Genomic DNA, 24,606 nt, shown 5'->3' with positions numbered 1-24,606 from the left:
CCCCCAATGTGGCGAGCGCCGCCGACTGCACTCCCGCCCAGGTGGTGGCCAACGGCGGCTTCGAGTCCGGCAGTTCGCCCTGGACCGCGCCGAGCGGCGCGATCACCTCCGACAGCGGCCAGAGCGCGCACTCCGGCAGCTCCTACGCATGGCTCGACGGCTACGGCTCCACCCACACCGACACCCTCTCGCAGTCCGTCACCCTCCCCGCCGGGTGCGCGACGGCGACACTCGGGTTCTGGCTGCACGTCGACACCGCCGAGACGACCACCACCACCGCGTACGACAAACTGACCGTCAAGCTCGGCTCCACCACGGTGGCCACCTACTCCAACCTGGACGCCCACGACGGGTACGTGCACCGGACGGTCGACGTCTCCGCCTTCGCGGGCCAGAGCGCGACCCTCGCCTTCACCGGCGTCGAGGACTCCAGCCTCCAGACCAGCTTCGTGCTGGACGACGTCACCCTGGACGTCTCCGGCGGCACCACCCCGCCCCAGCCCGGCGACCCGACCCGCACCCCGGCCGCGCCCGGGTACACGGTCGACCTCACCAGCGACGCCTCCGGCGGCAGTTGGACCGGGCACGAGAGCGTGACCTTCACCAACGCCTCGCCCGCCCCGCTGAACGAGGTGTACCTGCGGCTGTGGGACAACGCCCACGGCAGCTGCCCCAGCACCCCGATCACGGTGACCAACCTGACCGGCGGCACGCCCTCCCCGCTCACCGTGGACTGCACCGCGCTCAAGGTCACGCTGCCGGCGCCGCTCGCCCAGGGGCAGGGCGGCACGGTCGGCTTCGACCTCGCCATCACCGTGCCGAGCGGCGCGGACCGCTTCGGCCACGACGGCGCGTACAACTTCCTCGGCAACGCCCTGCCCGTCCTGGCGATCCGGGACGCGGCCGGCTGGCACCTCGACCCGTACACCAACAACGGCGAGTCCTTCTACTCGGTGGCCGCGGACTTCACCGTCACCCTGGACCACCCGTCCGGCCTGCTGGTGCCCGCGACCGGCACCTCGGTGGACACCCCCGGCGCGGCCGGGCGGACCGTCACCAAGGCGACCGCGAGCAAGGTGCGCGACTTCGCGTGGGCCGCCGGGCCGTTCACCAGGATCTCCGGCACCTCCACGGCCGGGGTCAAGGTCAACGTCTACTCGGTGGCGGGGATCAGCGCGGCCGACTCCCGGTCGATGCTCTCCACCGCGACCTCGGCGGTCGACGCCCACGCCCAGCGCTTCGGGGCCTACCCGTACGGCGAACTGGACGCGGTGCTCGACAACAACTTCTGGTTCGGCGGCATGGAGTACCCGGGCTTCGTCCTCGACCTGGTCAGCACCACGGCGCTCACCCACGAGATCGGCCACCAGTGGTGGTACGGCATCGTCGGCGACGACGAGTACAACGGTCCCTGGCTCGACGAGGCCTTCACCGACTACGCCACCGACCTCGCCCTCGGCCAGAGCGGCAACGGCTGCTGGAACAACGTCTCCTGGGCCTCCCCGGCGGAGAAGATCACCAACTCGATGGCGTACTGGGACGCCAACTCCTCCCGCTACTCCACGGTCGTCTACGGCTACGGCAAGTGCGCCCTGCACGACCTGCGCCGCACCATCGGTGACACCGCGATGACCACGCTGCTGCGCGGCTACGCGCAGGCGCACTGGTACGGCGTCTCCACCACGGCGGAGTTCAAGGCCGCCGCTCAGGCCGCCACCACCGTGGACCTGACCTCCTTCTGGAGCCAGCACCGCATCGACGGCTGAGCACCCCCGCACACAGCGGCGCCGCCCCCGGTCCCGACCGGAGGCGGCGCCTCCGTGTGTGGGGAGTCGGGACAACGGGCTGGTCAAACGGTGTTGTTGACGACGTGTTAGAGCGCTGTGAGGGGCCGGAGTGACGATCTGACCAACCTGCCGGTCGGGGGCGAACGGGTCTTGCCGGCCCGTCCTTCCCGCCCCCGGCCGGTGCTCGTGAACCCGCTCAGTCCTCTGGAGACGACCCACATGCGCACAACCAGTCCCGCCGTCCGCGCCGCGTCCGTCCTGCTCGCGTCCGGCCTGTCGACCGTCGTCCTGGGCGCCGTCCCGGTGTACGCCGCCGCCCCGCCGGTGCAGGCCGCCGCCCCGGCCCCGGTGAGCCCCGGTGGCCAGTTCGCCTCCCCGGGCCAGGGCGAGGCCCCGGCCGGCCTGGCGGCCCAGTCCGGGCCGCGGATCAGCCGCTCCGAGGTGCTGGCCAGGGCGGACGCCTGGGTGGGGCTCGGCCTGCCCTACAGCTGGACCCAGACCCATGACGGGTACCGCCAGGACTGCTCCGGCTACGCCTCGATGGCCTGGAAGCTGGGCGGCCCCGGCCTCGACACCACCAGCTTCATCCCGAGCGGCGTCGCCTCGCGGATATCCAAGGACGACCTCAAGGCCGGGGACGCGTTACTGAACGACGCCTCGGGCAAGTACGGCCACATCGTCCTGTTCGACCGTTGGAACGACGCCGCCCACAGCTCCTACATGGGCTACGAGTTCAGCGGGAGCGGCGTCCACCACCGTGCCATTCCGTACCCGTACTTCCCGGACTACATCCAGGGCAACGGCTACGTCCCGGTCCGCAACAACAGCGTCGTCGACGACGCCACCACGCCGCCGACCACGCCGCCGGGCTCCTCGGCGAGTTCCGGGAGCGTGTCCACGGTGTACAACGCGGACACCCGGACCGCGGAGGCGTTCGCGATCGACGGGAAGGGGCACATGCAGCACTCGTACAGCACCGACCGCGCGAAGTGGTCGGAGTGGATTCCGGTGGACGACAACTTCGTGTTCACGGGGAGCCCGGCGGTGGTCTACAACCCGGTGGACAAGGTGACCGAGGTGTTCGGGGTGGGCGCCAAGGACGGGGTGATGTCGCACGCCTACATGTTCAACGGCCAGCCGTGGAGCGGCTTCGTGACGCTTCGGGAGAACTTCCAATTCGTCGGTAGCCCGGGCGCGGTCTACAACGCGGCGACCGATGCCATCGAGGTGTTCGGGATCGGCACGGACGGGGTGATGAACCACACGTACAACCTCAAGGCCGGTGTGTACGAGCCGTGGGAGTCGCTGCCCTCGGACCGGAAGTTCGCGGCGGGGAGGCCGGCGGCGGTGTACAACCCGGACACGCTGACGGCGGAGGTGTTCGCGACCGACCAGAACGGGGTGGTGGCGCACAACTGGTCGACCGCGGGCGGGACCTTCCAGGACCGCTGGTGGGACGTCGACAACTCGTTCAGGTTCGCGTCGGCCCCGGCGGTGGCGTACAACCCGGTCAACAAGGTGACCGAGGTGTTCGCGGTGGGCAGTGCGGAGGGCATGATGTCGCACGCGTACGTGTTCAACGGCCAGCCGTGGAGCGGCTGGAAGCCCCTGGACAACGGCTTCCGGTTCGTCGGCGGCCCGGCGGCGGCCTACAACGCCACGACCAACGCGATCGAGCTGTTCGGGATCGGGCAGGCCGACGGCGCGATCAACCACAACTACAACATCAACGCCGGCCCGTGGAACGGCTGGGAGAACTTCAAGCCGGGGTGGACGTTCTCCGGCACCCCGTCGGCGGTGTACGAGTCCGACCCCAAGGCGGTCGAGGTCTTCGGCATCGGCAGCAAGGACGGCCTGGTCTCGCACTCGTACACGGCCAACGGCCAGCCGATGAGCGACTGGTTCACCATCGGCAGCACCCCCTTCAAGGCCAACTGAGTCCCACGGGACCGACGAGGCGCCGGCCGCTTCCCGGCCGGCGCCTCCGCCATGCCCGCTTCCGCCGTGCCCGCTTTCGCTGTCCCGTCCCCCGTCCCCCGTAACCAGGAGCCAGAACGTCATGAACCTCCACCTCCGGCGCCGCCTCTCCGTGCTCGTACTGTCCGCCGTCACGGTCGCCGGTGCGGCCGCCACCGGTGCCGTACCGGCCTACGCCGCGATGCCGAACCGTTCCTGCGGCCAGGTGACCAGCGCCGACTCCGCCGTCGCGGACCAGCTGAACCGCACGCTCACCGGCGACTGGGCCGGTGCCATGAACCCGTACCGCGCTTCCTGTGCCCGGGCCATCATCAACACCGTCCGTGGCCTCGGCCTCTCGGACCGGGCGTCCGCCATCGCCGTCACCACCGCCATGGTCGAGAGCGGCCTGGAGAACAACCCCAACGTCCTCGACCACACCAGCGTCGGCCTGTTCCAGCAGCTCGACAGCTGGGGGTCGACCGAGAACCGGCTCGACCCGGCCTGGTCGACGACCGCCTTCATCAACGAGATGTTACGGATGTACCCGAACAACTCCTGGCAGTCCGCACAGATCGGTGTGGTCTGCCAGGCCGTCCAGCGGTCGGCCTACCCCGCGCGCTACCCGGCCCAGGTGGCCAACGCCCTGAAGATCGTCAACGCGATCGGCTCCCCCACGTCCCCACCGGCCTCCTCGATGAGTTCGGGGAGCGTGTCGACGGTGTACAACCCGGACACGCGGACGGCGGAGGCGTTCGCGATCGACGAGAAGGGGCACATGCAGCACGCGTACAGCACGGACCGCGCGAAGTGGTCGGAGTGGATTCCGGTCGATGACCGGTTCGAGTTCACCGGAGGTCCGGCCGCGGTGTACAACCCGGTGGACAAGGTGACCGAGGTGTTCGGGGTGGGTGCCAAGGACGGGGTGATGTCGCATGCCTACATGTTCAACGGCCAGGGCTGGAGCGGCTTCGTGACGCTTCGGGAGAATTACCGGTTCGTCGGGAGCCCGGGGGTGGTGTACAACGCGGCGACCGATGCCATCGAGGTGTTCGGGATCGGCACGGACGGGGTGATGAACCACACGTACAACCTCAAGGCCGGTGTGTACCAGCCGTGGGAGTCGCTGCCCTCGGACCGGAAGTTCGCGGCGGGGAGGCCGGCGGCGGTGTACAACCCGGACACGCTGACGGCGGAGGTGTTCGCCAGGGACCGGGACGGGATCGTGGCGCACAGCTGGTCGACGAACGGCGGGGTCTTCCAGCCCCGCTGGTGGGACATCGACAACTCGTTCAGGTTCGCGTCGGATCCGGCGGTGGCGTACAACCCGGTCAACAAGGTGACCGAGGTGTTCGCGGTGGGCAGTGCGGAGGGCATGATGTCGCACGCGTACGTGTTCAACGGCCAGCCGTGGAGCGGCTGGAAGCCCCTGGACAACGGTTTCCGGTTCGTCGGCGGTCCGGCGGCGGTCTACAACGGGGCGACCAACGCGATCGAGCTGTTCGGGATCGGGCAGGCCGACGGCGCGATGAACCACAACTACAACATCAACGCCGGCCCCTGGAACGGCTGGGAGAACTTCAAGCCGGGGTGGGCGTTCTCCGGCACGCCGTCGGCGGTGTACGAGCCCGACTTCAAGGCCGCCGAGGTGTTCGCCATCGGCAGCAAGGACGGCCTGGTCTCGCACTCGTACACGGCCAACGGCCAGCCGATGAGCGACTGGTTCACCATCGGCAGCACCCCCTTCAAGGTGAGCTGACGCCACCCGGGGGCCCGCGCCCTGCGACTGCGCAGGGCGCGGGCGGGTCGTGCCGTGGGGCGGGGTCAGCCCAGGGCGAGGGCGCGGAGGCGGTCGGCCGCGCCGTTGAAGTAGTCCTGGTCGCCAGGGAAGGTGCCGGAGTCCGCGAACTGCCAGATGGTCTGGTAGCCCCAGCCGTTCGGGAGGGTGCCGACGGTGGAGCCGTACCGGGCTATCCAGAGCGGGTTGGTGGCGCCGAAGCCGCCGTTGTCGCCGGTGCACTGGGCCCACCAGTTGGCGGTGGTGTAGATGGTGGGGTAGCGGCCGGTGCGGGCGTGCACGGTGTCGCTGAAGGAGCGGATCCAGCCGACCATGGCGCTCTGGCTGAGGCCGTAGCAGGTGGCGCCGTAGGGGTTGTACTCGATGTCCAGGGCCGGCGGCAGGGTCCTGCCGTCGGCGGACCAGCCGCCGCCGTGGTTGACGAAGTAGGTGGCCTGGGTGGCGCCGGAGGAGCTGTTCGGCAGCGCGAAGTGGTAGGCGCCGCGGATCAGGCCGGCGTTGTAGGAGCCGTTGTACTGCTGGGCGAAGGACGGGTTGGTGTAGCCGGTGCCCTCGGTGGCCTTGACGTACGCGAAGCGCGCGCCGTTGGCCGCGGTCGAGGACCAGTTGACGCTGCCCTGGTAGCTGGAGACGTCCAGTCCGGGGGTCTGGGTCGCGGCGAGGGAGGCGAACGGCGCGCCGCCGCGGCCCTCGTGGGCGGCCACGGTGGAGCCGGCGAAGTCGCGGTCGGGGTGGAAGCCCGGGCGGCCCTCGACGACGGGGGCGACCGGGGCGGGCCCGGCCGCGTAGGCCGGTGCGGCCACGCCCGCGACCAGGGCGGTCGCCGCGGCGAGGGCGGCCAGGACGGGCAGTCGGGCGGCGGAGCGGGCGGTAGAGCGGGTGCGAGAGCGGTCGGCGGGTGGTGCGGCGGATGGTGCGACGAGACGGACGGCGGGGCGGGCGGAGCGGGAAGAGCGGGGCACGGGCACTCCTCTGGTCCGGTGCGGAACGGGTACAAACTGCCTGGTACGGCCGGGTGTCGGTGCGGCCTACCGCAGAGTAGCCATGTACCCGCCAGTGCCGCCAGGCATCTCGGCCCACCATGTGAACCCGCGTCGCACGTGCCGGAGCGCCCCCGGCGGCAACACGCCGTGCCGGTCTTGCCGGTCTTGCCGCTCGCGGGCCGGGGAGCCGGCCCGGGGAGCTGTGGCACGATGCCCGCGGGTCCGCCGTCACGGGCGGCACCGGAGCACGGAGCAAAGGAACAGCCATGAACGAGCCCGTCATCGACCCCGACACCGCCGCCGAAGCCGCCGCCGACACCGCCGCCGAATCCGGCACCGAAGGCTCCGGCGGAGCCGACGCCGCCCGCCCCCTCGGGGAGTTGGCCTTCCGGTTCGCCGTGGCCGCCGACGTCCCGGCACTGGTCGAGCTGGTCGAGTCCGCCTACCGGGGGGACGCCAGCCGGGTCGGGTGGACCACCGAGGCCGACCTCCTGGGCGGGCAGCGCACCGACCCCGAGGGCGTGGCCGGCGCCATCGGCAATCCCGACGGGCTGGTCCTGCTGGCCGAGCGCGACGGGGAGTTGGTCGCCTGCTGCCAGGTGGAGCGGCGCGGCGAGCGGGCGTACTTCGGCATGTTCTCGGTGCGTCCCGGGCTGCAGGGCGGCGGGGTCGGCCGGGCGGTGCTGGCCGAGGCCGAGCGGGTGGCCGTGGCGGAGTGGGGCGCCCGGGAGATGGAGCTGGCGGCCATCGCGCAGCGCGCCGACCTGATCGCCTGGTACGAGCGGCGCGGCTACCACCGGCCGGGCGTGTTCAGCCCGTTCCCGTACGGCGACGAGCGGTTCGGCATCCCGCTCCGGCCGGACCTGCGGTTCGAGCACCTGGTCAAGGAGTTGGGCGGCTCGTGAGACCGGCCTCCCGGAACGGGTGCGCTCGGGGTCCGGTTCAGTGTCGCTCGACTTGATTCCGGGAGGTGATGCGGCGTCAAGTCGCTGAGCTGGGGCGATGCGGAGATGTCATACCTCGTTCATGATTGGTCTAGGCCAATGTGAGAGGCTGAGGGCGAACGGCCACGTACCGTCCGATGCCCAGGGGGCCATTTCCGCATGCCCGTACTCCATGGCACCGCCATGCCCGCACCCGACGCCGGTCCGCGCCGGATACCCGCGGACCCCGACCTCCGGTTGCCCAGCCCGCCCGACGACGAGGAGCTCTACTGGTACTTCGGCCCGCAGCGCCGCTGGGTGCTGCTCTGCGCCACCCTCTCCTACGCGGGAGCCACCGCCACGCTCGGCCTGTTCGCCCTCAGCAAGCCGCTGCTCTGGCCCTTCCTGGTGCTCACCGTGCTCAACGCGGCCACCTGGCTGCTCTCGCTCACCGACGGCCAGCGCGCCCGCCGCTTCACCCGCGACTCGCACGACCTGCTGATGCGCGCCTGGCAGCCCGCCCGCCCCCCGAGCGTGGACCTGCTGCTGCCCACCGCCGGCGAACCGCTGGCCGTCCTCGACAACGCCTACCGGCACACCGCCGCCGTCCGCTGGCCCGGCGAACTGGCCGTCCTGGTCCTCGACGACGCGGACCGCCCCGAGGTGCGCGAACTCGCCGAGTCCTACGGCTTCCGGTACCGCGCCCGCCCCGACCGGGGCCGCTTCAAGAAGGCCGGCAACCTCAACCACGGCCTGGCCGAGGGCACCGGCGAGATCATCGCCGTCCTCGACGCCGACTTCTGCCCGCGCCCCGACTTCCTGCACCACCTGGTGCCCTACCTCGACAACCCCGGGGTCGGCATCGTGCAGAGCCCGCAGTGCTTCGACACGGACGCCGACATGTCCTGGCTCGAACGCGCCGCCGGAGCCACCCAGGAGATCTTCTACCGCTGGATCCAGCCCTCCCGGGACGCGCAGGACGGCACCGTCTGCTGCGGCACCAACGCCCTCTACCGGCGTGCCGCGCTCCAGCGGATCGGCGGCTTCGCCGAGATCGACCACAGTGAGGACCTCTACACCGGCCTCGCCCTCGCCCGCGCCGGCTGGTCCACCCGCTACGTGCCCGCGCTGGTCGCCAAGGGCATGTCGCCCACCGGCCTGCCCGCCTTCATCAGCCAGCAGTACCGCTGGTGCCTCGGCTCCCTGGCCCTCGTCCGCGACCCGGACTTCCGCCGCGGACCGCTCTCCCGCTCCGCCCGGCTCTGCTTCTGGAACGGCATCCTCGGCTACCTCACCAGCGCGGTGAACGTCTTCGCCGTGCCGCTGCCCGCCCTGATCATGCTGTTCTTCCGGCCCGAGGAGATCCAGCCCTGGCAGGTGCTCCCCTTCCTGCCGCCGATCTGGGTCGCGCTCGTCCTGCTGCCCGCGATGTCCCGCACCCGCTGGCGCTTCGAGGTCACCCGGGTCCAACTCCTCGGCGGGCTCTGCCACGTGGTCGCCATCGCGCACGCGCTGCGCCGCCGCTCCGCCGACTGGGTGCCCACCGGCGCCGTGTCGGGCGGCAGTTCACTCGCCCGTACGGTCGCCCGGATCGGGGTCGGCTGGCTCGGGCTGGTCATCATCGCGGGCGCCGCCGGACTCGTCCGGGCCGCGCTGCTGCACGGCTGGCGGCCCTACTGGGCGCTCACCGCACTGCTCGCGCTCACCGCCTACACGATGATCCCGCTGATCCGGTCCCTGTGGCCGCTCCTGCGCAGCGCGAACGGTGGCAAGGGCGCCACCGTCGGCGAGGTCGCCGCGCCCGCGCGGAGCCGTTCCGAGCTCGGGTTCGGGCGTGCCGAGGCCGTCGCCGTCACCGCCGTGCTGCTGCTCTGCGGGCTGCTGGCGTCGGGCTGGGCGGATCCGCTGATCTTCTGATCCACCCCTTCCGATGCGCAGTTCCTGACGCATCGTCACATGCTCCTGGCGGCTTCAGCGTCGAATCCGCTTCCGGTGACCTGCCTCACCGCCGACCCGCCCCACCGTTTCACCGCCCCACCGCTTCACCGCCGAGTTTCCTTGCGCGTCGCCCCACCGGCGCGGACTCCGCCCGGCCGCCCCATCGGCCCGGTGGGCCCACTACCGCTGCCAGCCCTGCAAGGAGCACCGCCGTGTCAACGGCCGTACCACCGTCGTCGTCCTCACCTTCCGTCGCCGCGACCGTCTCCGCCGCGACCGCCGCCACCGCCACCGCCACCGTCTCCGCCGCAACGGCCACCGCTGCTCCGGCAGCCGCCGACCTGCTGCCCGACGTGGTCCGGATGGACCGCGAGGTCACCGCCCCGAAGGGCGCCACCGTCGCCGAGACCGGGGAGCCCCGCAAGCGCGCCGCCTTCCGTCCCGACATCGAGGGGCTGCGCGGCCTCGCCGTGCTGTCCGTCCTCGCCTTCCACGCCGCCGTACCCGGCCTGACCGGCGGCTACATCGGCGTCGACATCTTCTTCGTCATCTCCGGGTTCCTGATCACCGGCCTGCTGCTGGCCCGGCCGATCGGCCTGTGGGACTTCGCCGCCCGCCGCGCCCGCCGGATCCTGCCCGCCGCCGCCACCGTGCTGGTCGCCACCGCCGCCGCCGGCGGCGCGCTGCTCGACCCGCTGCGCGGCACCGACCTGGCCCGCGACCTGATCGCCGCCGCCGGCCAGTTCGCCAACTGGCGCTTCGTCGGCCAGCAGACCGACTACCTGGCCGCCGAACGCGACCCCAGCCCGCTCCAGCACTTCTGGTCGCTGGGCGTGGAGAACCAGTTCTACCTGCTGTGGGGCGTCCTGCTGATCGGCCTCGCCCGCTACCTGCACGGGCGCCGCCGCACCCTCGCGATCACCCTCGCCACGGTGGCCATCGGCGGCGTGTCCCTGGCACTGTGCCTGCGCTGGACGCAGACCTCCGCTCCGCTCGCCTACTTCTCCACCGGAAGCAGGCTCTGGGAGTTCGCGGCCGGCGCCTGCGCCGCGCTCGCGGGCGGGGCACTCGCCTCCCGCGCCGGGCGGCGCCCGGTGCTCTGGGCGCTGCGGCTGGTCGGATGGGCCGGCCTGGCGGCCGTCGTCGCCCCGCTCTTCCTGTACGACCGCACCACGCCGTTCCCCGGCGCCGCCGCCCTGCTGCCCGTCCTCGGCACCGCCGCCGTGCTGCTCGCGGGCCACGGCTCGCTGCGCGCCGCCGACGCCGGACGCCTGCTCTCCGTCCGACCGCTGCGCGCCGCCGGACGCCTCTCGTACGCCTGGTACCTGTGGCACTGGCCGGTCCTGACCATCGCCCAGGCCCGCTACGGCGCACTGCACTGGACCACCCTGCTCGCTCTCACCGCCGCCAGCGCGCTGCCCGCCTGGCTCACCCTGCGCCTGGTCGAACAGCCGCTGCGCTACGGCAGCAGCCCGGCCCCCCGGCGCGGGCTCGCCGTCGGCGCCAGCGCCCTGGTCATCCCGCTGATCGCCGCGCTCACCCTCGGCGGCGGCACCGTGCGCGCCCTCGGCGGAGCCGCCGACGCACCGGTCGCCGCACCCGCCGGAGCCGCCGACGGGCCGAGCCTGCTCGCCCCCGGCACCCGGGTGCTCGCCCTCACCCCGTCGCTGGCCCGCGCCCGGGAGGACTTCCCGCCCGGCAAGGGCTGCGAGATCCCGCTCAACGCCGACAGCAGCCCGCGCTGCCTCTTCGGCACCGAGGACAGCCCCGACCGGATCGTGCTGCTCGGCGACTCGCACGCCGGACAGTGGATCTCCGGCGCCCTCGCCATGGCCGAGCAGCGGCACTGGGCGCTGGAGGTGCTGGTCAAGCCAGGCTGCCCGCTCGCCACCCTGACCGTGCGCAACAACGTCCTCGGCCGCACCTTCGACGAATGCGACCGCTGGCGCGAGAACACCCTCACCCGGCTCACCTCCGGGCCCAAGCCGCGCCTCGTCCTGCTGGCCGGCCTCAACCGCTACGGCAGCCAGGAGGAGCGCACCGAGGGCTGGACCCGCACGCTCGACCGCCTCACCGCGCTCGGCGCCCCGCTCGCCTACCTCGGCGACACCCCGATGCCGGGCAAGGACATCCCGACCTGCCTGGCCGCCTCCGACGGGCGCTCCGACGCCTGCTTCTTCCCGCGCGACACCGCCTTCGAGCCCGACCCGATGCTCGACGGCGGGCTCGCGGCCCGGTACGGCGTCCGGACCCTGGACCTCGGCCCGCTGCTCTGCCCCGGGGACGGGCCCTCCTGCCCGGCGGTGCTGGAGGGCGTGGTGCTGTACCGGGACACCGGGCACATCACCGACACGCTGGCGCGGGTGCTGGCGGCCCGGCTGGACAAGGGGCTGCTCGGGGCACCCGGCGGCGCCGGGGCGACCGGCGCTCCCGGCACCTCCGGTGGTCCGGGCGCCGCCGGCAGCCCGGGTGCGCCCGGTGGCCTCGGCAGCCCCGGCAGCCCCGGCGCCGCCGGCGTCCCGGCGGCTCAGCCGTAGACGCTGCGGCAGAGCCGGGCCTGCTCCGAGCCCGCCGGCCAGCGGCCGACGCGTTCGGCCTGGTCACAGATGGTGCCCGCCCCGGCACCCGGCAGCGACGCGCCCGACCCCGGCCCCGCCGGGGCGGGCGCGCCCGCCGTCCCACGGGCCGGTGCGGAGGCGTGCGGGCTGTGCCCGGGCTTCGGGCGCGCGCTCGCCGAGGCGCGCTGGGCGTCCGCCGCCCCGGAGACGGAGACCGTCGCCGCCCCGCCGGAGCCGCCCGGCCCGCCCGTTCCGCCCGCCGCCCCGGCGTCCGGGACCGGAGCCGGCAGCGGCGACGGCGCGGGAGTGACGGGCTGCGGCGACATCGGCAGCAGCCGCGACGCCGAGTCCGGCGCCGACGGCGAGGCCTCCGGCATCGCCACCGCCTTCAGGACGTCGCCCGACCCCGGACCGCACATCACCAGCACGGAGGCCAGCACGGCCCCCGTCCCGACCGCCCCGACGGCCCAGGCCTTGCGCGAGCGCCGTCCCGGTGGTGGGGGAGCGGGAAACGGGGGCGGGGGAGTCGTGGGGACCGGAGGCGGCTGCCACGCGTTCCGCGGCCACTGCCACTGCCCTCCGGTGGGCTGCCCAGTCATGTGCTCGTCCTTCCCGCAGCCCCCCGCGTACCTTTCCGTGCTCAACGAGCGCGCCGACGCCGGGACATGACCCGGAAGAGGGGTCTGGGCGGGCGTTGATTGCCGCCGCGCCACATGCTTGGGGTCATGGAGACCAACAGCACGACCGCACCCCTGGTCGATGTGGCCGAGTTCCGGACCGACAGCCGCTACCGCCTCGTCCACTTCGAGGGCCACGGCTGGGAGCCGCTCGCGCCGGAGGAGTTCGAACCCCGCGTCCACCAGCTCTTTCCCGACGTGGACCCGCACGACCCGCAGCGCGTCCACTGGGCCGACCGCCCCTGGGAGTGGCCCGCCTGGCACCCCGGCGAGGCCTGACCGGATCCGACGGGATCCATACGGCCGTCCCGCTCCACGCCGTGGCCGGGACTTGGTTAGGCTGAGCGGGTGAGTGTGGATCACTTCTGGCGCCGGCTGCCGGGTCAGGCCGTGGACACCTGTTCGGCGGAGGAGCTCGGCGAACTCGTGCCCCACGACCGCGACCTGCGGTACGACCGGCTGGCCGCCGCCGGGCTCGCCCTGGGCGCCCGGAGCGCCGCCGTCCTGCTGGAACTCGCACTCACCGAGAACGGCCTCCACCCCGACCCGGCCGCCCGACTGCCCGTCTACGGCGGCGGACGGCGCGAGCCGGGCACCGCGATGCCCGTGCTGCGCCCCGACCAGGTCGCCGCGGCCTTCGCCTTCCTGCGCGACTCGGCGCTCGGCGAACTCGTGCGCCAGCAGGACAGCGTGCTCGCCCGTACGGTCGCGCACCTCGGCTACCCGTCGCCCTGGTCCGAGTCGGTGGCCGTCCTCGTCGTCAACGACCTGCGCGACCTACGCGACTTCTTCGCCGGCGCGGCGGCCGCCGGGGACGCGGTCATCGTCCGGGAGGCGAAATGAACGACAACCAGCTGAGCACGGCCGGGTACGGCGAGGACCTGCGGAGCACGGCCGGGTACGGCGAGGCGGCCGAGCAACTCGCCGTCCAGTACGAGAGCGTGAGCTTCGCCGACGTCCACCGCGAACTGCTCCACCACTACCCGGCGCCGCCCGCCGCCGTCCTCGACATCGGCGCCGGCACCGGCCGTGACGCCGCCGCCCTGGCCGCACTCGGCCACCGCGTGGTGGCCGCCGAGCCGACCCCCGAACTGCGCGCCGTCGGCGAGCGGTTGCACGCCGGAGCGGGCATCCGCTGGGTCGCGGACGAGCTGCCCGGGCTGCCCGTGCTCCGCGCCGAGGGCGAGCGCTACGACCTCGTGCTGCTCACCGCCGTCTGGATGCACCTCGCCCCCGCCGAGTGCCCGCCCGCCATGGACGCCCTCACCGCCCTCCTCGGCCCCGGCGGCCGGCTCGCCCTCACCGTGCGCCACGGCCCCGTTCCGCCCGGCCGCCGGATGTTCGACCTCCCGCCGGAGTTCACGATCGGCCTCGCCGAGGCCCGCGGGCTGCGGCTCCTCCACCGCTCCGCCCGTCCCGACCTGCACGGCCGCGACGACGTGCACTGGACGGACCTGCTCTTCGGTCGGGCCTGAAGCCAGGCGCGGAAGTCCCGGCGCGGTGAGGCCGGTGGGATCGTCACCGCGGCCCCGCACGTCCGCCGATCCTCCTCCAAGGCGATCCGTTAGCATGCGTCGTTGGTTATCGAACGCACGGGCGGGCCGATAGTCGGCCCGGACGTATGGGGGGCATGCATGGCAGATCCTGACGCGGGCTTGGAGTTCAAGGTCAATCCGGCCGAACTGGACGGCTGCGGACAGAGCGCGCAGCACATAGGCGGTCTCATACCGGGGGAAACCACAAAGATCACCGAGCCGTGCAGCCAGGCCGCCTCCGGCCTGCAAGGCTTTCTCACCGCCGCCGCCATCACGAACTGCGGCACGAACTGGAAGACGCTGCTGGACAGGCTCGGCGGTGACATGGGCGAGGTCGGTACCAAACTCGCCGCATCGGCCACCTACTACCGCCAGGTCGAGAAGGACGTCCACACGAGCATGAGGAACCCGGCCGCACCGATCCCGGACGAGCCGGACCCCTTCGGCACGACCGTCGTCCCGGGCCCCGTGAAGCCCGCCAGTGCGAAGGCGGCCGAGTAGCCCGATGGACATCAAGACGCTTCACGACGCCGACGTCATCGGCATCACCACCGCGAAGAACGCCTTCGACACCCTGGCCACCGCCTTCGGTCAGCACAAGGACAACTGGCAGAGCGAGGTCGTCGACCGGCTGAACCGCTCCCAGTGGACGGGCACCGCCGCCAGCCACGCCCAGGCCCGGATCCAGCTCCTGGAGAACGAGCTCCAGGCCGCCCAGTCGGAGATCGGCCTCGTCAGCAGGGCCCTTCAGGACGCCTACGACGGCTTCGCCGCCGCCCAGTCCCACCTGGTCAGCGCCCTCGACGACGCCAGGACCCACAAACTGACCGTCGCCGCCGACGGCGGGATCACCTGGGACAAGGACCCGAACTCCGCGAACTTCGCCGGCACCGACGCCGAGAACCAGGCCAAGCAGATCCAGGCCCGGATCACCGCCGCGCTCAACGAGGCCGACCACACGGACCAGACCATCAGCGCCCGGCTCGCCCACCTCGCCACCAACGCGAGCAGCGGCACCGGCCTCGACTCCGCCACCGTGAAGGCCGACACGGACGCCGCCGACGCGCTCCAGCAGATCCCGGCCGCCGGCACCGACCCGAACAGCGTCAAGACCTGGTGGAACGGCCTGACCGATGCCCAGCAGCAGCGGATGATCCTCAACCACCCGGACCAGCTCGGCAACCTCGACGGCATCCCCGCCGCCGCCCGCGACCAGGCCAACCGGACCAACCTGAAGAACCTGATCCAGGACCGCCGGCGCCAACTCGCCGACCTCGGCCCCGAGCCGGAGAAGTACCTGGGGTACGTCAAGGGCGAGCCCGTCACGAACCCCGAGTACGAGAAGTGGAAGGCCAAGCGCGACGCCCTGAACGAGAAGATCGCCGGCTTCCAGTCCATCCAGGACCGGCTCGACGGCAAGATGGACGACGGTGTGGGCGGGCCGGGCTACAACCCGCCGCTGCTGTTGCTGGGGATCGGTGATCAGGGGCAGGGCCGCGCGATCGTGTCCTGGGGCGACCCGGACAAGGCCCGGAACGTCTCGTCGCTGGTGCCCGGGCTGAACAGCACACTGGCCGGCGTCGGAGGAGGCGACGCCATGACGGCGAAGCGCATCTACGATTCCGCGGTGAAGAGTGCGGGGGACAACCGGGAGACGCCGAGCGTCGCGTCCGTGTTCTGGCTTGGGTACGACGCGCCGCAGCTGGACGGCCCCTCGGTGCTCATGCAGGACCGGGCGGACGAGGGCGGGGCCGCGTACAACAAGTTCCTCACCGGACTGCGGGCCACTCACGAGGGCGCGCCGGCCCACATGACCGCGCAGGGGCACAGCTACGGCTCCCTGGTGGTCGGGCAGGCGACCCAGCACCCCGGTGGCCTGCCCGTCGACGACATCGTCCTGGTCGGCAGCCCGGGTGTCGGGGTGGACAAGGCGTCGCAGCTCGGGATCGGTGCGGATCACGTGTACGTCGGCACGGCCAAGTACGACCCCGTCGCGGCCGCGCCGGCCCCTGGGATGTTCATTCCCGGTTGGGCCGCGGTCGAGGCGATCACGAATCCCGACGGGTCGTGGCACGGTACCGATCCGGCCAGTGAGAGCTTCGGCGGACAGCGCTTCTCGGTGGCGGACGGGACCATGACCGACTCCCACGACAACTACTTCGGGAAGCACGACAAGGGCGGCGACTCGCTCCCCAACATCGGGAAGATCGTGAGCGGCCACGGGAACACGATCACCCGGGAGGATCCGAGGTGAAGGCCACGGTATGGCGCATGACCGTGCCAGGGGTACTGCTGGCGCTCCTGGTCGGCTGGTACGTCTGGCCGGAGCCCGAGGAACCCACCATGCCGGTCGAGCAGGCGCAGCACCGGATCGAGGCCGAGCTCGCCGATGTCGCGGGGGCCTTCCACCCGGGGCTCCAGTGGGCCGAGGCGAGGTACGAAAGCGACCCCGATCTGACAGGACTCTGCGGTACGTCCGGGTGCAAGAAGACGGGTCGGGCAGAGATGATCGCCAAACAGGCGGCCCGAGTCCGGATCACCTCCGAACGCGATCAAGAGCCGCTCGACATCGTCCGGGCCCTCTGGACGGCAAAGGGCTACTCGGTCGATCGCAACAAGGGCTCGGTGGAGGTGAGGGGCTCGGATTTCACCCTCTGGTTCGTCGTGGGTGTGAACGGTTGCGCCGAGGTCCGAGCCACCCGGACCAATGTCACCGACATCAGCGATGACAACTGGCACGGCGGGTTCGGCCAAGGACCGCTGGACTACGCCGCCCAGTGCGCGACAGTCGACGACCCCTACTGGTCGCACTGACACCGCCAGGCCCGCCCCGACCTACTCGCGGGTGTGACGGCGGCCCGCACGATCCCGTAGGGGTTGTGCGGGCCGCCGTCGTGTCGTGGGGTGGGTGCGGTGTCAGGGCGCGCCGAAGCCGTCCGCCACGAGACGGGCGGCCCAGCGGGTGACGGCGGGCGTCAGGGGCGGGTGGCTGAGGGCCGCCGCGCTGCCGAGGCGGTCGGCGGAGGCGGTGTCGTAGCGGTCCTCGGAGAGGAAGGTGAGGGTCTCCGGGGCGGCGCCGGTGAGGGCGCGAGGCAGGCGGCGGACGAGGGCGACGGGGATCAGGCCGCGGGGCGGGCGGACGCCGAGGTGGCCGGCGAGGAGGGCGATCAGGTCGGGCAGGCGGGGGGTGGTGGGGTCGAGGACGGTGTGGGTCTGGACGGGCGCGCGGTCGTGCTCGGGTACGGCGGCGAGGAAACGGGCCAGGTGGTCGACGGTGACGACGGGCAGGAAGGTGTTCCGGGTGCCGGGCAGCAGGGGGAGGCGGCCGCGGTGGAGCTGCCGGACCAGCTGGGCCAGGCCGAGGTACTGGCCGGCCTCGCCGGTCACCGAATGGCCGATGACACTGCTCGGGTTGACGGTGGTGAGCGGGACGCCGAGCCGGGGCGCGGCGACGCGGACGGCGGCGTCGCCGAGCTGCTTGGAGGCCTCGTACGCGCCGAGGCGGGTGTAGAGCGCGGCGGTGGTGCGTTCGTCGAGCGGGTACCGCGGCCGCGGGTCGCGGCCGACCCGGTAGCCGGAGAGGTGGACCAGGCGGCGCAGCCCGGGCCGGGTGGCGGACCACTCCAGCGCGTGTAGGGCGCCGTGGACGTTGGGGGGTTCGGCCTGGGCGCGGGTGAGGCCGAAGTCGTAGCGGGCGGCGAGGTTGTGGACGTCGCGCACCTCGCCGAGCCGGGCGTCGTCCTCGGGGGCAAGGCCGAGGCCGGGGCGGGTGAGGTCGGCGGCGACGGTGGTCAGGGCGGTGTCGTCGGCGCCGTGGTCGCGCAGCCAGCGGCGGAGGACGTCCGCGCTGCCGGTGCCGCGGGCGGCGGCGGCCACCGGCTCGCCGCGGGCGAGGAGTTCGAGGACCAGCCAGCGGCCGAGGAAGCCGGTGGCGCCGAGGACGAGGGTGCGGGGCAGGAGGGGCGCCATGCTGTGCTCCGTGAATAAGTAGACCGGTCTGCATATTTTTCGGGCGGACGGGAGCGCGCCGCCCGATCGCGGCGCGCCCTTCGCTTGGCTGCTCGCCTAGCTGTTCGTCTGCGCGCTCGTCGCCTGCGCGCGGCCGAGCAGGTGCCGGACGGCGTGCCGGGCGTGGTCCAGCGGTTCGCGGCTGCGCCGGACGGAGGAGAGTAGGACCGCGCCCTCCAGCAGGGCGAGGGCCTGGCCGGCGGCGGTCTCGGCCTCGTCCGGGCCGAAGCCCTCGGCCTCCAGTCGGCCGGTCAGGACCCGCTGCCAGCCCGCGTACACCTCGGCGCAGACGGCCCGCAGGGCCTCGTTGGTGCCCGCCGTCTCCAGGGCGACGGTCGCGATCGGGCAGCCGCTGGTGTAGTCGGACCGCGCCAGGCGCTCGGCGAAGGCCTCGATGAGCCGCTCGGCGAGGGCGGCGGTGTCGGCGCCCTCGGTGGCCAGTGCGGCGAGCAGTGCCTCGACCTCCTGGCCGGCCTCCGTGAGGGCGGCCGCGACCAGCTGGTCCTTGCCGCCGGGGAAGTGGAAGTAGAGCGAGCCGCGCGGCGTGCCGGTGCCGGCCACGATCCGGTTCAGGCCGGTCCCGAAGTAGCCCTGCGCCTCGATCAGTTCCCTGGTGCCGGCGATCAGCCGGGCCCGGGTCTCCTCACCCTTGACTCCCATGCGGCGATAGTAGACCGGTCTGCATATTCCTGTCGACGGGAGGCGGAGGCGCAGGAGCAGGCGGGAGGCCGGGGGTGGAGGGGCCGGGAGGCAGGAGTCCGGGCAGGCCTCAACAGCGCAGCCCCGGCGGGAATCCGGTCCGGCGCAGCTCCTCGGGCAGGTGGCCCAGGTCGTTGAGCAGTGGCACGGAGGACGACGCCCGGCCGGGGCACCCGGGTCAACCCGGGTCACCCGGGGCCCGGGCCGGTTCCGGATCAGCCGGTGTGGGCCTCGTCGAGCAGCGCCAGCTCCTCCGTCGACAGCCGGAGCGCCCCGGCCGCGATGTTGTCCTCCAGGTGGGCCACGTCGCCGGTGCCCGGGATGGCCAGGACGTGCGGGCCGCGGTGCAGCGTCCAGGCCAGCCGCACCTGGGCGGTGCTCACCCCGCGTGCCCCGGCCACCTCCTGGACCCGGGTGTGCTCGGCCGCGCCGGCGCCGTCCTGCCGCCCCTCGCCGGCGATGGCGTAGAAGGGGACGAAGGCGATGCCCTGCTCGCCGCACAGCCGCAGCAGCTCGTCCTGCTCGGCCGAGGCGCCGATGCCGTACGGGTTCTGCACGCACACCACGGGCGCGATGGCCTGCGCCTCGGCGAGCTGGTGCGGGTGGATGTTGGACAGCCCGAGGTGGCGGATCAGCCCGGCCTGCCGCAACTCGGCCAGTGCGCCGAAGCGTTCGGCGACCGGGTCGGTGCCGAGGACGCGCAGGTTGACCAGGTCGAGGTGGTCGCGGCCGAGCTGGCGCAGGTTCTGCTCGACCTGGGCGCGCAGGCGCTCCGGGGTGCGGGCGTGCTCCACCCAGTGGCCGTCGGCGCCTCGGCCCGGGCCGACCTTGGTGGCGATCACCAGGTCGTCGGAGTACGGCGCGAGCGCCCGGTTGATCAGCTCGTTCGCGGAGCGCAGCGGGGAGAAGTAGAAGGCGGCGGTGTCGATGTGGTCGACGCCGAGCTCGACCGCGCGGCGCAGCACCCGCAGGGCCTGTTCGCGGTCGCGGGGCACGGCGTGCGGCACGAGCGCCGGGCCGGTCTGCGGCAGGCGCATCGAGCCGAAGCCGATGCGGTGGACGGGGCGGTCGCCGAGGGTCCAGGTGCCGGAGGCGGCGGCGGTGGGGGTGGCGGGGTTCACGGGCGTCGTGGGCGTCTTGGCCGTCGTCAGGGTGCTCTCGGAGGTCATGCCCGTCATGATCGTCGCTGCGCTAGCCTGACCGCCAACGATTCGATCATGTCTGAATCCACGGGGGTACGGGCGTGGCGGCCGAACTGCTGTTCACGGCGGGCGACCTGGCCCGGATGCGCTTCGCGGTTTCCCCGATGTGGGAGGTCGGCCCCAGCCTGCGGCTGCTGCGCTCCGGGCTCGCCCACCCCGTCCACCAGCCCTGGACGGAACAGGTACGGCCGCGACTGGCCGCGCTCGGCCCGGCGTACGCACTGCTCGCCGAGCTCGTCCCGCCCAGCGGGTACGTGCCCGACTTCCTCAACCCGGCGCCGTCCGGTCCCGCCCCCGGCCTGGCGGAGGAACTGGCCGCGATCCGGGCCACCCCGGCCGAGCGGGTCCACCGCGACCTCGACCGGCTGCGGGACGGCCGGGGCCGGCTCGGCCCCCGGCTGCGCGCCCTGGACGGCGACCCGGCCGGCGGGCTGGCCCGGCTCACCGAGGCGGTCGAGGCGTACTGGGACCTGGCCCTGGCCCCGTACTGGGCGCGGATCCGCGCCGTCCTGGACGCGGACGTGCTGCACCGCGCCCGGCAGGCCGCCGAGCACGGCGCCGCACGGGTCCTGAACGACCTGCACTCCGGCCTCCGCTGGACGGACGACACCCTGCGGCTGCGCCACCGCACCCGCCCGCTGCCGGACCGCACGGCCGGGGCGGGCCTGCTCCTGGTCCCCTCCGCCTTCACCGGCCCGGCGCTGTACAGCCGACTCGCGCCCCCCGACCCGTTGCAGCTCGCCTACCCGGCGCGCGGCATCGGCACCCTGTGGGCGAGCGCCCCGCCGGCCGGCACCGAAGCCCTGGCCGCCGTGCTCGGCCGGTCCCGCGCCCGGCTGCTGACGGAGCTGGCGGCCCCGGCGTCCACGACCGAACTCGCCCACCGCACCGGGCTCTCGCCGTCCGCGGTGTCCCAGTACCTGACGGCCCTGCGGGACGCCCGCCTGGTCAGCGCCCACCGGGCGGGACGGTCGGTGCTGTACGCGCGGACGGCCTCCGCGGAGGCGCTGCTGGCGCCGTTCGGGCAGCCGGCGGAGGGCTGACGGGCGCTCCGGACGCCACGACGCGCTCCGGTGGCGTTGGGCTGCGGCCGCCCTCCGGCCGTAACGTGCGGGCATGACCTCCAGTCGGCACCCCCGGTACCCCCGCCGTCACCGGACCGCGCTCGTCGCCGCCCTGCTCGGGGCCTCCCTCGGCGCCGTCGCGCTCGCCGCGGCGCCCACGCGGCAGCCGGCCCCGTACGGAGCCCGCCACGAGGCGGCGGAGGAGGCGCCCCGGGAGGCCCGGCTGCGCCCGGCCGGCGCGCCGCCGACCGTCTACGCCCACCGCGGCGCCTCCTCCGCCGCCCCCGAGAACACCCTGGTCTCCGACGAGGTCGCCCGGCGGGCGGGCGCCGAGTGGATCGAGGACGACGTCCAGCCCAGCCGGGACGGCGTCCCGTACGTCCTGCACGACGACACCGTGGACCGCACCACCGACGGCAAGGGCCGGATCCGCGACCTGACCGCCGCCCAGCTGGACGCACTCGACGCCGGCTCCTGGTTCGCCCCGGCGTACGCGGGCACCCGCCTGCCCACCCTGGCCGCCCAGCTGGAGGACCTGCGGGTCCGGGGCGGCAGGCTGCTGCTGGAGATCAAGGGGCCGCACACCCGCGACGAGGTCGCCCGGATCGTCGCGGAGGTGCGGGACCACGGCATGGCCGACCGGGTCCTCGTCCAGAGCTTCGAGGTCGACGCCCTGCGCCTCACCCGCGAACTGGCCCCCGAACTGCCGCTCGGCCTGCTCCGCTCCACCCTCGACGCCGACCCGGTCGCCACCGCCCGCGAGCTGGGCCTGGCCGCCTACCACCCGTCGGACGACGCGCTGGCCGGCCGTCCCGGCGTGGTCCGGGACCTGCACGCCGCCGGGGTCGCCGTGAACGTCTGGACGGTCGACCGGCCCGCCCGCTGGCAGGCCCTCGCCGCCCTGGGCGTGGACGGCATCATCACCAACCGCCCGGCGGAGCTGGCCGGTTGGAACGCGGCCCGGCCGTCGCCGGGCGCCGCCGGTTAGGCTGCCCGGTGTGGACGGCGAGAGCGCGGGGAGCGGGCACCGCTACGACGGGACGAGCGGCCGGGAGGGCCCGGTCGAGGAGCCGCAGGGCGTGCTGACCGCCTTCGACGGCCGTCTCCGCCTCGACCTCGACACCCGGACCGCGACCGTGGACGGCCGCGAGGCACAGCTCACCCACCGGGACGCCCGGCTGCTGCGCGGGCTGATCGAGCTGGGCGAGGGCGTGCACGACCCGGACACGATCCTGTGGCGGGTCTGGGGCACTGTGCTCAATCCGGTGGAGCTGAGGTACCCGGTCGCCGTGCTGAGGATGAGGCTCGGCGAGCCGTCCTGGATCGAGCGGACCGACGCCGGCTACGCCCTGCGGCCCCCGGGACCGCGGTGACGCCGCCGTCCGTGGGCTCCGCCGATCGCCGCTCCCCGGGTCGCATACTGACGGCATGACAGGCGGAGACGGTGGACGGTGGGGCGCGGACCGGCGGGGTGTGCTGCGGGCCGGGGCGGCGGTGCTGCTGTTGGGCGCGGCGGGGTGTACGAGCGGGGGCAAGCAGCCGGTGGCGGCGGCGGGTTCGGGCGTCACACCGGCGGCTCCGACGAGCCCGACGTCGGCCGACACCCCGACGGCGACCCCGCTTCCCCGGCCGGCGCTCTGGGAGCCCGGGGCGTCCGAGATCCAGCCCGACGTCAAGCGCCGGGCCGTCGAACTGGTCGCGGCGCTCGGTGCCTGGCCGCCCGGCGGGCAGGGGCTGGAGGCGGCCCGGGCGCGGGTGGCGGCGCTGGGTTTGCCGCCCGCGCTGGCCGACCGGGCGGGCCCGCTGGCCCCGGCGGCCGCCGAGGCGAGCCTGGAGGTGGTCGTCGCCCAGTACGGCGGGATCCTCGCCGACTCGGCGAGCGTGCTGGTGGTGTGCCGTCAGTGGACCCGGGGCCCGGACGGCTCGGTGGCCGAAGGCGGTACGACCGTGGACGTCCGGCTGAGCCGGGCCGAGCCCCGGTGGACGGTCACCGCGCTGAACCCGGGCGTCGCGGGGCCGGCGGCCGCCTCGCCGTCCCCGGCGGTGGCCCGGGTGCTGGCCGAGCCGAGGATCGAGCTGCCGCCCGAGGCGGCGGCCGACCTGCGCGGCGGCACCGTCCACGACAGCGCGCTGGAGGCGATGCTGCGGCTGGCCGGCCCGTACGCGCTGTCGGTGAGCGTGGTGCGGACCGGCCACCCGCTGGACGTCTTCGGGACGACCCGGCCCAGCGACCATCCGCTGGGCCGGGCCTTCGACGTCTGGCGGATCGACGGCATGGCCGTGGTGGATCCGGCGACGCCCCGGCAGCTGGTCGAGTCCTTCATGCGGGACGCGGCCGCCGCCGGTTCGTACAACGTGGGCGGTCCGGTGGCGATCCCGGGTGCCGGCAACCGGTTCTTCACCGACGACACCCACCACGACCACTGCCACGTGGGGTTCGACCACTAGGTTCCCGGACCGGCGTTCCGCCGACCGTCCGACCGTCCGACCAGCCGACCGACAGAGCGGCGGACCGGCAGGCAGGCCCGACCGGCGAACCGGGCGCAGGGCCTAGACGAGTAGTTCCGAAGTCGGTCAGTGGTCGTAGGCGATCAGTGAGCGGGTGACGGGCCGGCCGGTGGTGCGGTTGTGCCAGATCGCGCAGGTCATCGCCAGCAGCCGCTGGCCGACTCGGGCCCCGACGCCTTCGATGGTGCGGCCGCCGTGTTGTTCGAGGCCGAGCTGGCCCTTGAGGGTGTCGTTCACGGACTCGATCAGCTGGCGGACGGACTTCAGCAGGCCCTCGCCCGGACGTGGGGCTCGGTTGCGATAGGACGGCCGTAGCAGCTGGATGTCGTACTGATCGAGGAAGCGGTCGAGTTCGGCGGAGACGTAGCCCTTGTCGGCGAGGATCAGCAGGCCGGGCCGCTCACGGGCGAGATGGGGCTCGGCCTCGACGAGCGCGGCCAGGACCTCGCGCTCGTCGACTTTCGGGTTGGCCAGGGCCCAGGTGACGGGCAGCCCGGCCGGAGTGCAGACCAGGTGGAGCTTCAAGCCCCAGAACCAGCGCGAGTGGGAACGGCTGTAGCCGTAGCCGGCCCAGCCCGCGAGCTGCGAGCGGCGGACGGTGTCGCGGGAGCGGCCGCACTCGACCGGCGTCGAGTCCGTGATCCACACCGGGTCGGCCCACAGGTCGGTCGCGCTCGCCAGGTCGCGGATGGCCTGCTGGAGCAGTGGCCGGGCTGCCCGCAGACGCTTGTTGTAGGCCGGGCGCTGGGGCAGGTCCGGGAACATGCCGCGCAGGTGGGCGTGGGCGAAGCGGATCCAGCGGGCCTCGGAGTGGTAGCCGAGCAGGGCCTGGGCTACGGCCAGGCAGATCAGTTCGGAGTCCGTCAGCCGCGGCGGGCGTCCCAACCACCGTGTTCGGGGCAGGTGATCATCGATCTGCACGTAGAGTGCCGTCAGGAGGGTGTCCAGCTCTTCGGTCGTCACAACCCGA

At 73.5% G+C, this 24,606-nt stretch carries 22 protein-coding genes; 16 read left to right on the top strand and 6 right to left on the bottom strand.

Annotated elements, in window-relative coordinates:
• The 3 genes from ACFQ6N_RS27175 to ACFQ6N_RS27165 all read left to right on the top strand — a co-directional run.
• The coding region (locus tag ACFQ6N_RS27175; RefSeq protein ID WP_380654214.1) for a M1 family aminopeptidase at nucleotides 1–1,766 on the top strand (1,766 nt) is incomplete at its 5' end.
• A gap of 240 nt (nucleotides 1,767–2,006) precedes the next feature.
• A complete protein-coding gene (locus tag ACFQ6N_RS27170) occupies nucleotides 2,007–3,725 on the top strand; it encodes a hypothetical protein (RefSeq protein ID WP_380654211.1) in 1,719 nt (572 codons plus the stop codon).
• 121 nt (nucleotides 3,726–3,846) lie between these two features.
• The gene (locus tag ACFQ6N_RS27165) at nucleotides 3,847–5,502 is read left to right on the top strand and encodes a hypothetical protein (RefSeq protein ID WP_380654209.1); all 1,656 of its coding nucleotides are present in this window, start codon (nucleotides 3,847–3,849) and stop codon (nucleotides 5,500–5,502) included.
• Between the two features lie 65 nt (nucleotides 5,503–5,567).
• Here ACFQ6N_RS27165 and ACFQ6N_RS27160 read toward each other — a convergent pair whose 3' ends face one another.
• Nucleotides 5,568–6,392 carry a lysozyme gene (locus ACFQ6N_RS27160; RefSeq protein ID WP_380654222.1) on the bottom strand — a complete coding sequence of 275 codons (825 nt, stop codon included), beginning with the start codon at nucleotides 6,390–6,392 and terminating at the stop codon, nucleotides 5,568–5,570.
• A 398-nt stretch (nucleotides 6,393–6,790) separates the two neighbouring features.
• Here ACFQ6N_RS27160 and ACFQ6N_RS27155 point away from each other — a divergent pair, with 398 nt between their 5' ends.
• From ACFQ6N_RS27155 to ACFQ6N_RS27145, 3 genes are all read left to right on the top strand, one after another.
• A complete protein-coding gene (locus tag ACFQ6N_RS27155) occupies nucleotides 6,791–7,429 on the top strand; it encodes a GNAT family N-acetyltransferase (protein WP_380654206.1) in 639 nt (212 codons plus the stop codon).
• A gap of 198 nt (nucleotides 7,430–7,627) precedes the next feature.
• Nucleotides 7,628–9,364 (top strand): glycosyltransferase family 2 protein, encoded by a 1,737-nt coding sequence (locus ACFQ6N_RS27150; protein WP_380654204.1) that lies wholly within the window; start codon nucleotides 7,628–7,630, stop codon nucleotides 9,362–9,364.
• A 233-nt stretch (nucleotides 9,365–9,597) separates the two neighbouring features.
• Entirely contained in the window at nucleotides 9,598–11,922 is a 2,325-nt protein-coding gene (locus ACFQ6N_RS27145) for an acyltransferase family protein (RefSeq protein WP_380654201.1), read from the top strand.
• On the opposite strand, the gene ACFQ6N_RS27140 is transcribed toward ACFQ6N_RS27145, so the two are convergent.
• Nucleotides 11,913–12,383, bottom strand: coding sequence for a hypothetical protein (locus ACFQ6N_RS27140; protein ID WP_380654198.1), 471 nt, complete (start codon nucleotides 12,381–12,383; stop codon nucleotides 11,913–11,915). The genes ACFQ6N_RS27145 and ACFQ6N_RS27140 overlap by 10 nt on opposite strands.
• A gap of 285 nt (nucleotides 12,384–12,668) precedes the next feature.
• Here ACFQ6N_RS27140 and ACFQ6N_RS27135 point away from each other — a divergent pair, with 285 nt between their 5' ends.
• The 6 genes from ACFQ6N_RS27135 (at nucleotide 12,669) to ACFQ6N_RS27110 (ending at nucleotide 16,969) form a co-directional block, all read left to right on the top strand.
• On the top strand, nucleotides 12,669–12,899 hold the full coding sequence (locus tag ACFQ6N_RS27135; RefSeq protein ID WP_380654196.1) for a hypothetical protein: 231 nt from the start codon (nucleotides 12,669–12,671) through the stop codon (nucleotides 12,897–12,899).
• 69 nt (nucleotides 12,900–12,968) lie between these two features.
• Nucleotides 12,969–13,463 (top strand): hypothetical protein, encoded by a 495-nt coding sequence (locus ACFQ6N_RS27130; protein WP_380654193.1) that lies wholly within the window; start codon nucleotides 12,969–12,971, stop codon nucleotides 13,461–13,463.
• Nucleotides 13,460–14,095, top strand: a complete 636-nt coding sequence (locus tag ACFQ6N_RS27125; protein WP_380654190.1) for a class I SAM-dependent methyltransferase — start codon at nucleotides 13,460–13,462, stop codon at nucleotides 14,093–14,095. The genes ACFQ6N_RS27130 and ACFQ6N_RS27125 overlap by 4 nt, the downstream gene beginning before the upstream one ends.
• 159 nt (nucleotides 14,096–14,254) lie before the next feature.
• Nucleotides 14,255–14,656, top strand: a complete 402-nt coding sequence (locus ACFQ6N_RS27120) for a hypothetical protein (protein ID WP_380654188.1) — start codon at nucleotides 14,255–14,257, stop codon at nucleotides 14,654–14,656.
• Between the two features lie 4 nt (nucleotides 14,657–14,660).
• Nucleotides 14,661–16,409, top strand: a complete 1,749-nt coding sequence (locus ACFQ6N_RS27115) for an alpha/beta hydrolase (RefSeq protein WP_380654185.1) — start codon at nucleotides 14,661–14,663, stop codon at nucleotides 16,407–16,409.
• Entirely contained in the window at nucleotides 16,406–16,969 is a 564-nt protein-coding gene (locus ACFQ6N_RS27110) for a hypothetical protein (protein ID WP_380654183.1), read from the top strand. The genes ACFQ6N_RS27115 and ACFQ6N_RS27110 overlap by 4 nt, the downstream gene beginning before the upstream one ends.
• Before the next feature lie 102 nt (nucleotides 16,970–17,071).
• On the opposite strand, the gene ACFQ6N_RS27105 is transcribed toward ACFQ6N_RS27110, so the two are convergent.
• The 3 genes from ACFQ6N_RS27105 to ACFQ6N_RS27095 form a co-directional block, all read right to left on the bottom strand.
• Nucleotides 17,072–18,124, bottom strand: coding sequence for an SDR family oxidoreductase (locus tag ACFQ6N_RS27105; RefSeq protein WP_380654180.1), 1,053 nt, complete (start codon nucleotides 18,122–18,124; stop codon nucleotides 17,072–17,074).
• Between the two features lie 96 nt (nucleotides 18,125–18,220).
• Nucleotides 18,221–18,823 carry a TetR/AcrR family transcriptional regulator gene (locus ACFQ6N_RS27100; protein ID WP_380654177.1) on the bottom strand — a complete coding sequence of 201 codons (603 nt, stop codon included), beginning with the start codon at nucleotides 18,821–18,823 and terminating at the stop codon, nucleotides 18,221–18,223.
• A gap of 254 nt (nucleotides 18,824–19,077) precedes the next feature.
• Nucleotides 19,078–20,031, bottom strand: a complete 954-nt coding sequence (locus tag ACFQ6N_RS27095; RefSeq protein ID WP_380654174.1) for an oxidoreductase — start codon at nucleotides 20,029–20,031, stop codon at nucleotides 19,078–19,080.
• 74 nt (nucleotides 20,032–20,105) lie between these two features.
• Here ACFQ6N_RS27095 and ACFQ6N_RS27090 point away from each other — a divergent pair, with 74 nt between their 5' ends.
• The 4 genes from ACFQ6N_RS27090 to ACFQ6N_RS27075 all read left to right on the top strand — a co-directional run bounded on the left by ACFQ6N_RS27090 (nucleotide 20,106) and on the right by ACFQ6N_RS27075 (nucleotide 23,576).
• Entirely contained in the window at nucleotides 20,106–21,107 is a 1,002-nt protein-coding gene (locus ACFQ6N_RS27090) for an ArsR family transcriptional regulator (RefSeq protein ID WP_380654172.1), read from the top strand.
• Nucleotides 21,108–21,180: 73 nt separating this feature from the next.
• Nucleotides 21,181–22,116 (top strand): glycerophosphodiester phosphodiesterase, encoded by a 936-nt coding sequence (locus ACFQ6N_RS27085; RefSeq protein WP_380654169.1) that lies wholly within the window; start codon nucleotides 21,181–21,183, stop codon nucleotides 22,114–22,116.
• A 10-nt stretch (nucleotides 22,117–22,126) separates the two neighbouring features.
• Nucleotides 22,127–22,501, top strand: coding sequence for a hypothetical protein (locus ACFQ6N_RS27080; protein ID WP_380654166.1), 375 nt, complete (start codon nucleotides 22,127–22,129; stop codon nucleotides 22,499–22,501).
• A 55-nt stretch (nucleotides 22,502–22,556) separates the two neighbouring features.
• The gene (locus ACFQ6N_RS27075) at nucleotides 22,557–23,576 is read left to right on the top strand and encodes a hypothetical protein (RefSeq protein WP_380654164.1); all 1,020 of its coding nucleotides are present in this window, start codon (nucleotides 22,557–22,559) and stop codon (nucleotides 23,574–23,576) included.
• Nucleotides 23,577–23,702: 126 nt separating this feature from the next.
• Here ACFQ6N_RS27075 and ACFQ6N_RS27070 read toward each other — a convergent pair whose 3' ends face one another.
• Nucleotides 23,703–24,599 carry an IS982 family transposase gene (locus ACFQ6N_RS27070; RefSeq protein ID WP_380654161.1) on the bottom strand — a complete coding sequence of 299 codons (897 nt, stop codon included), beginning with the start codon at nucleotides 24,597–24,599 and terminating at the stop codon, nucleotides 23,703–23,705.
• Nucleotides 24,600–24,606: the final 7 nt, after the last annotated feature.

Source organism: Kitasatospora sp. NPDC056446 (assembly GCF_042796115.1).
Lineage (GTDB): Bacteria > Actinomycetota > Actinomycetes > Streptomycetales > Streptomycetaceae > Kitasatospora.
This window is presented reverse-complemented; position numbering and strand designations above follow the sequence as displayed.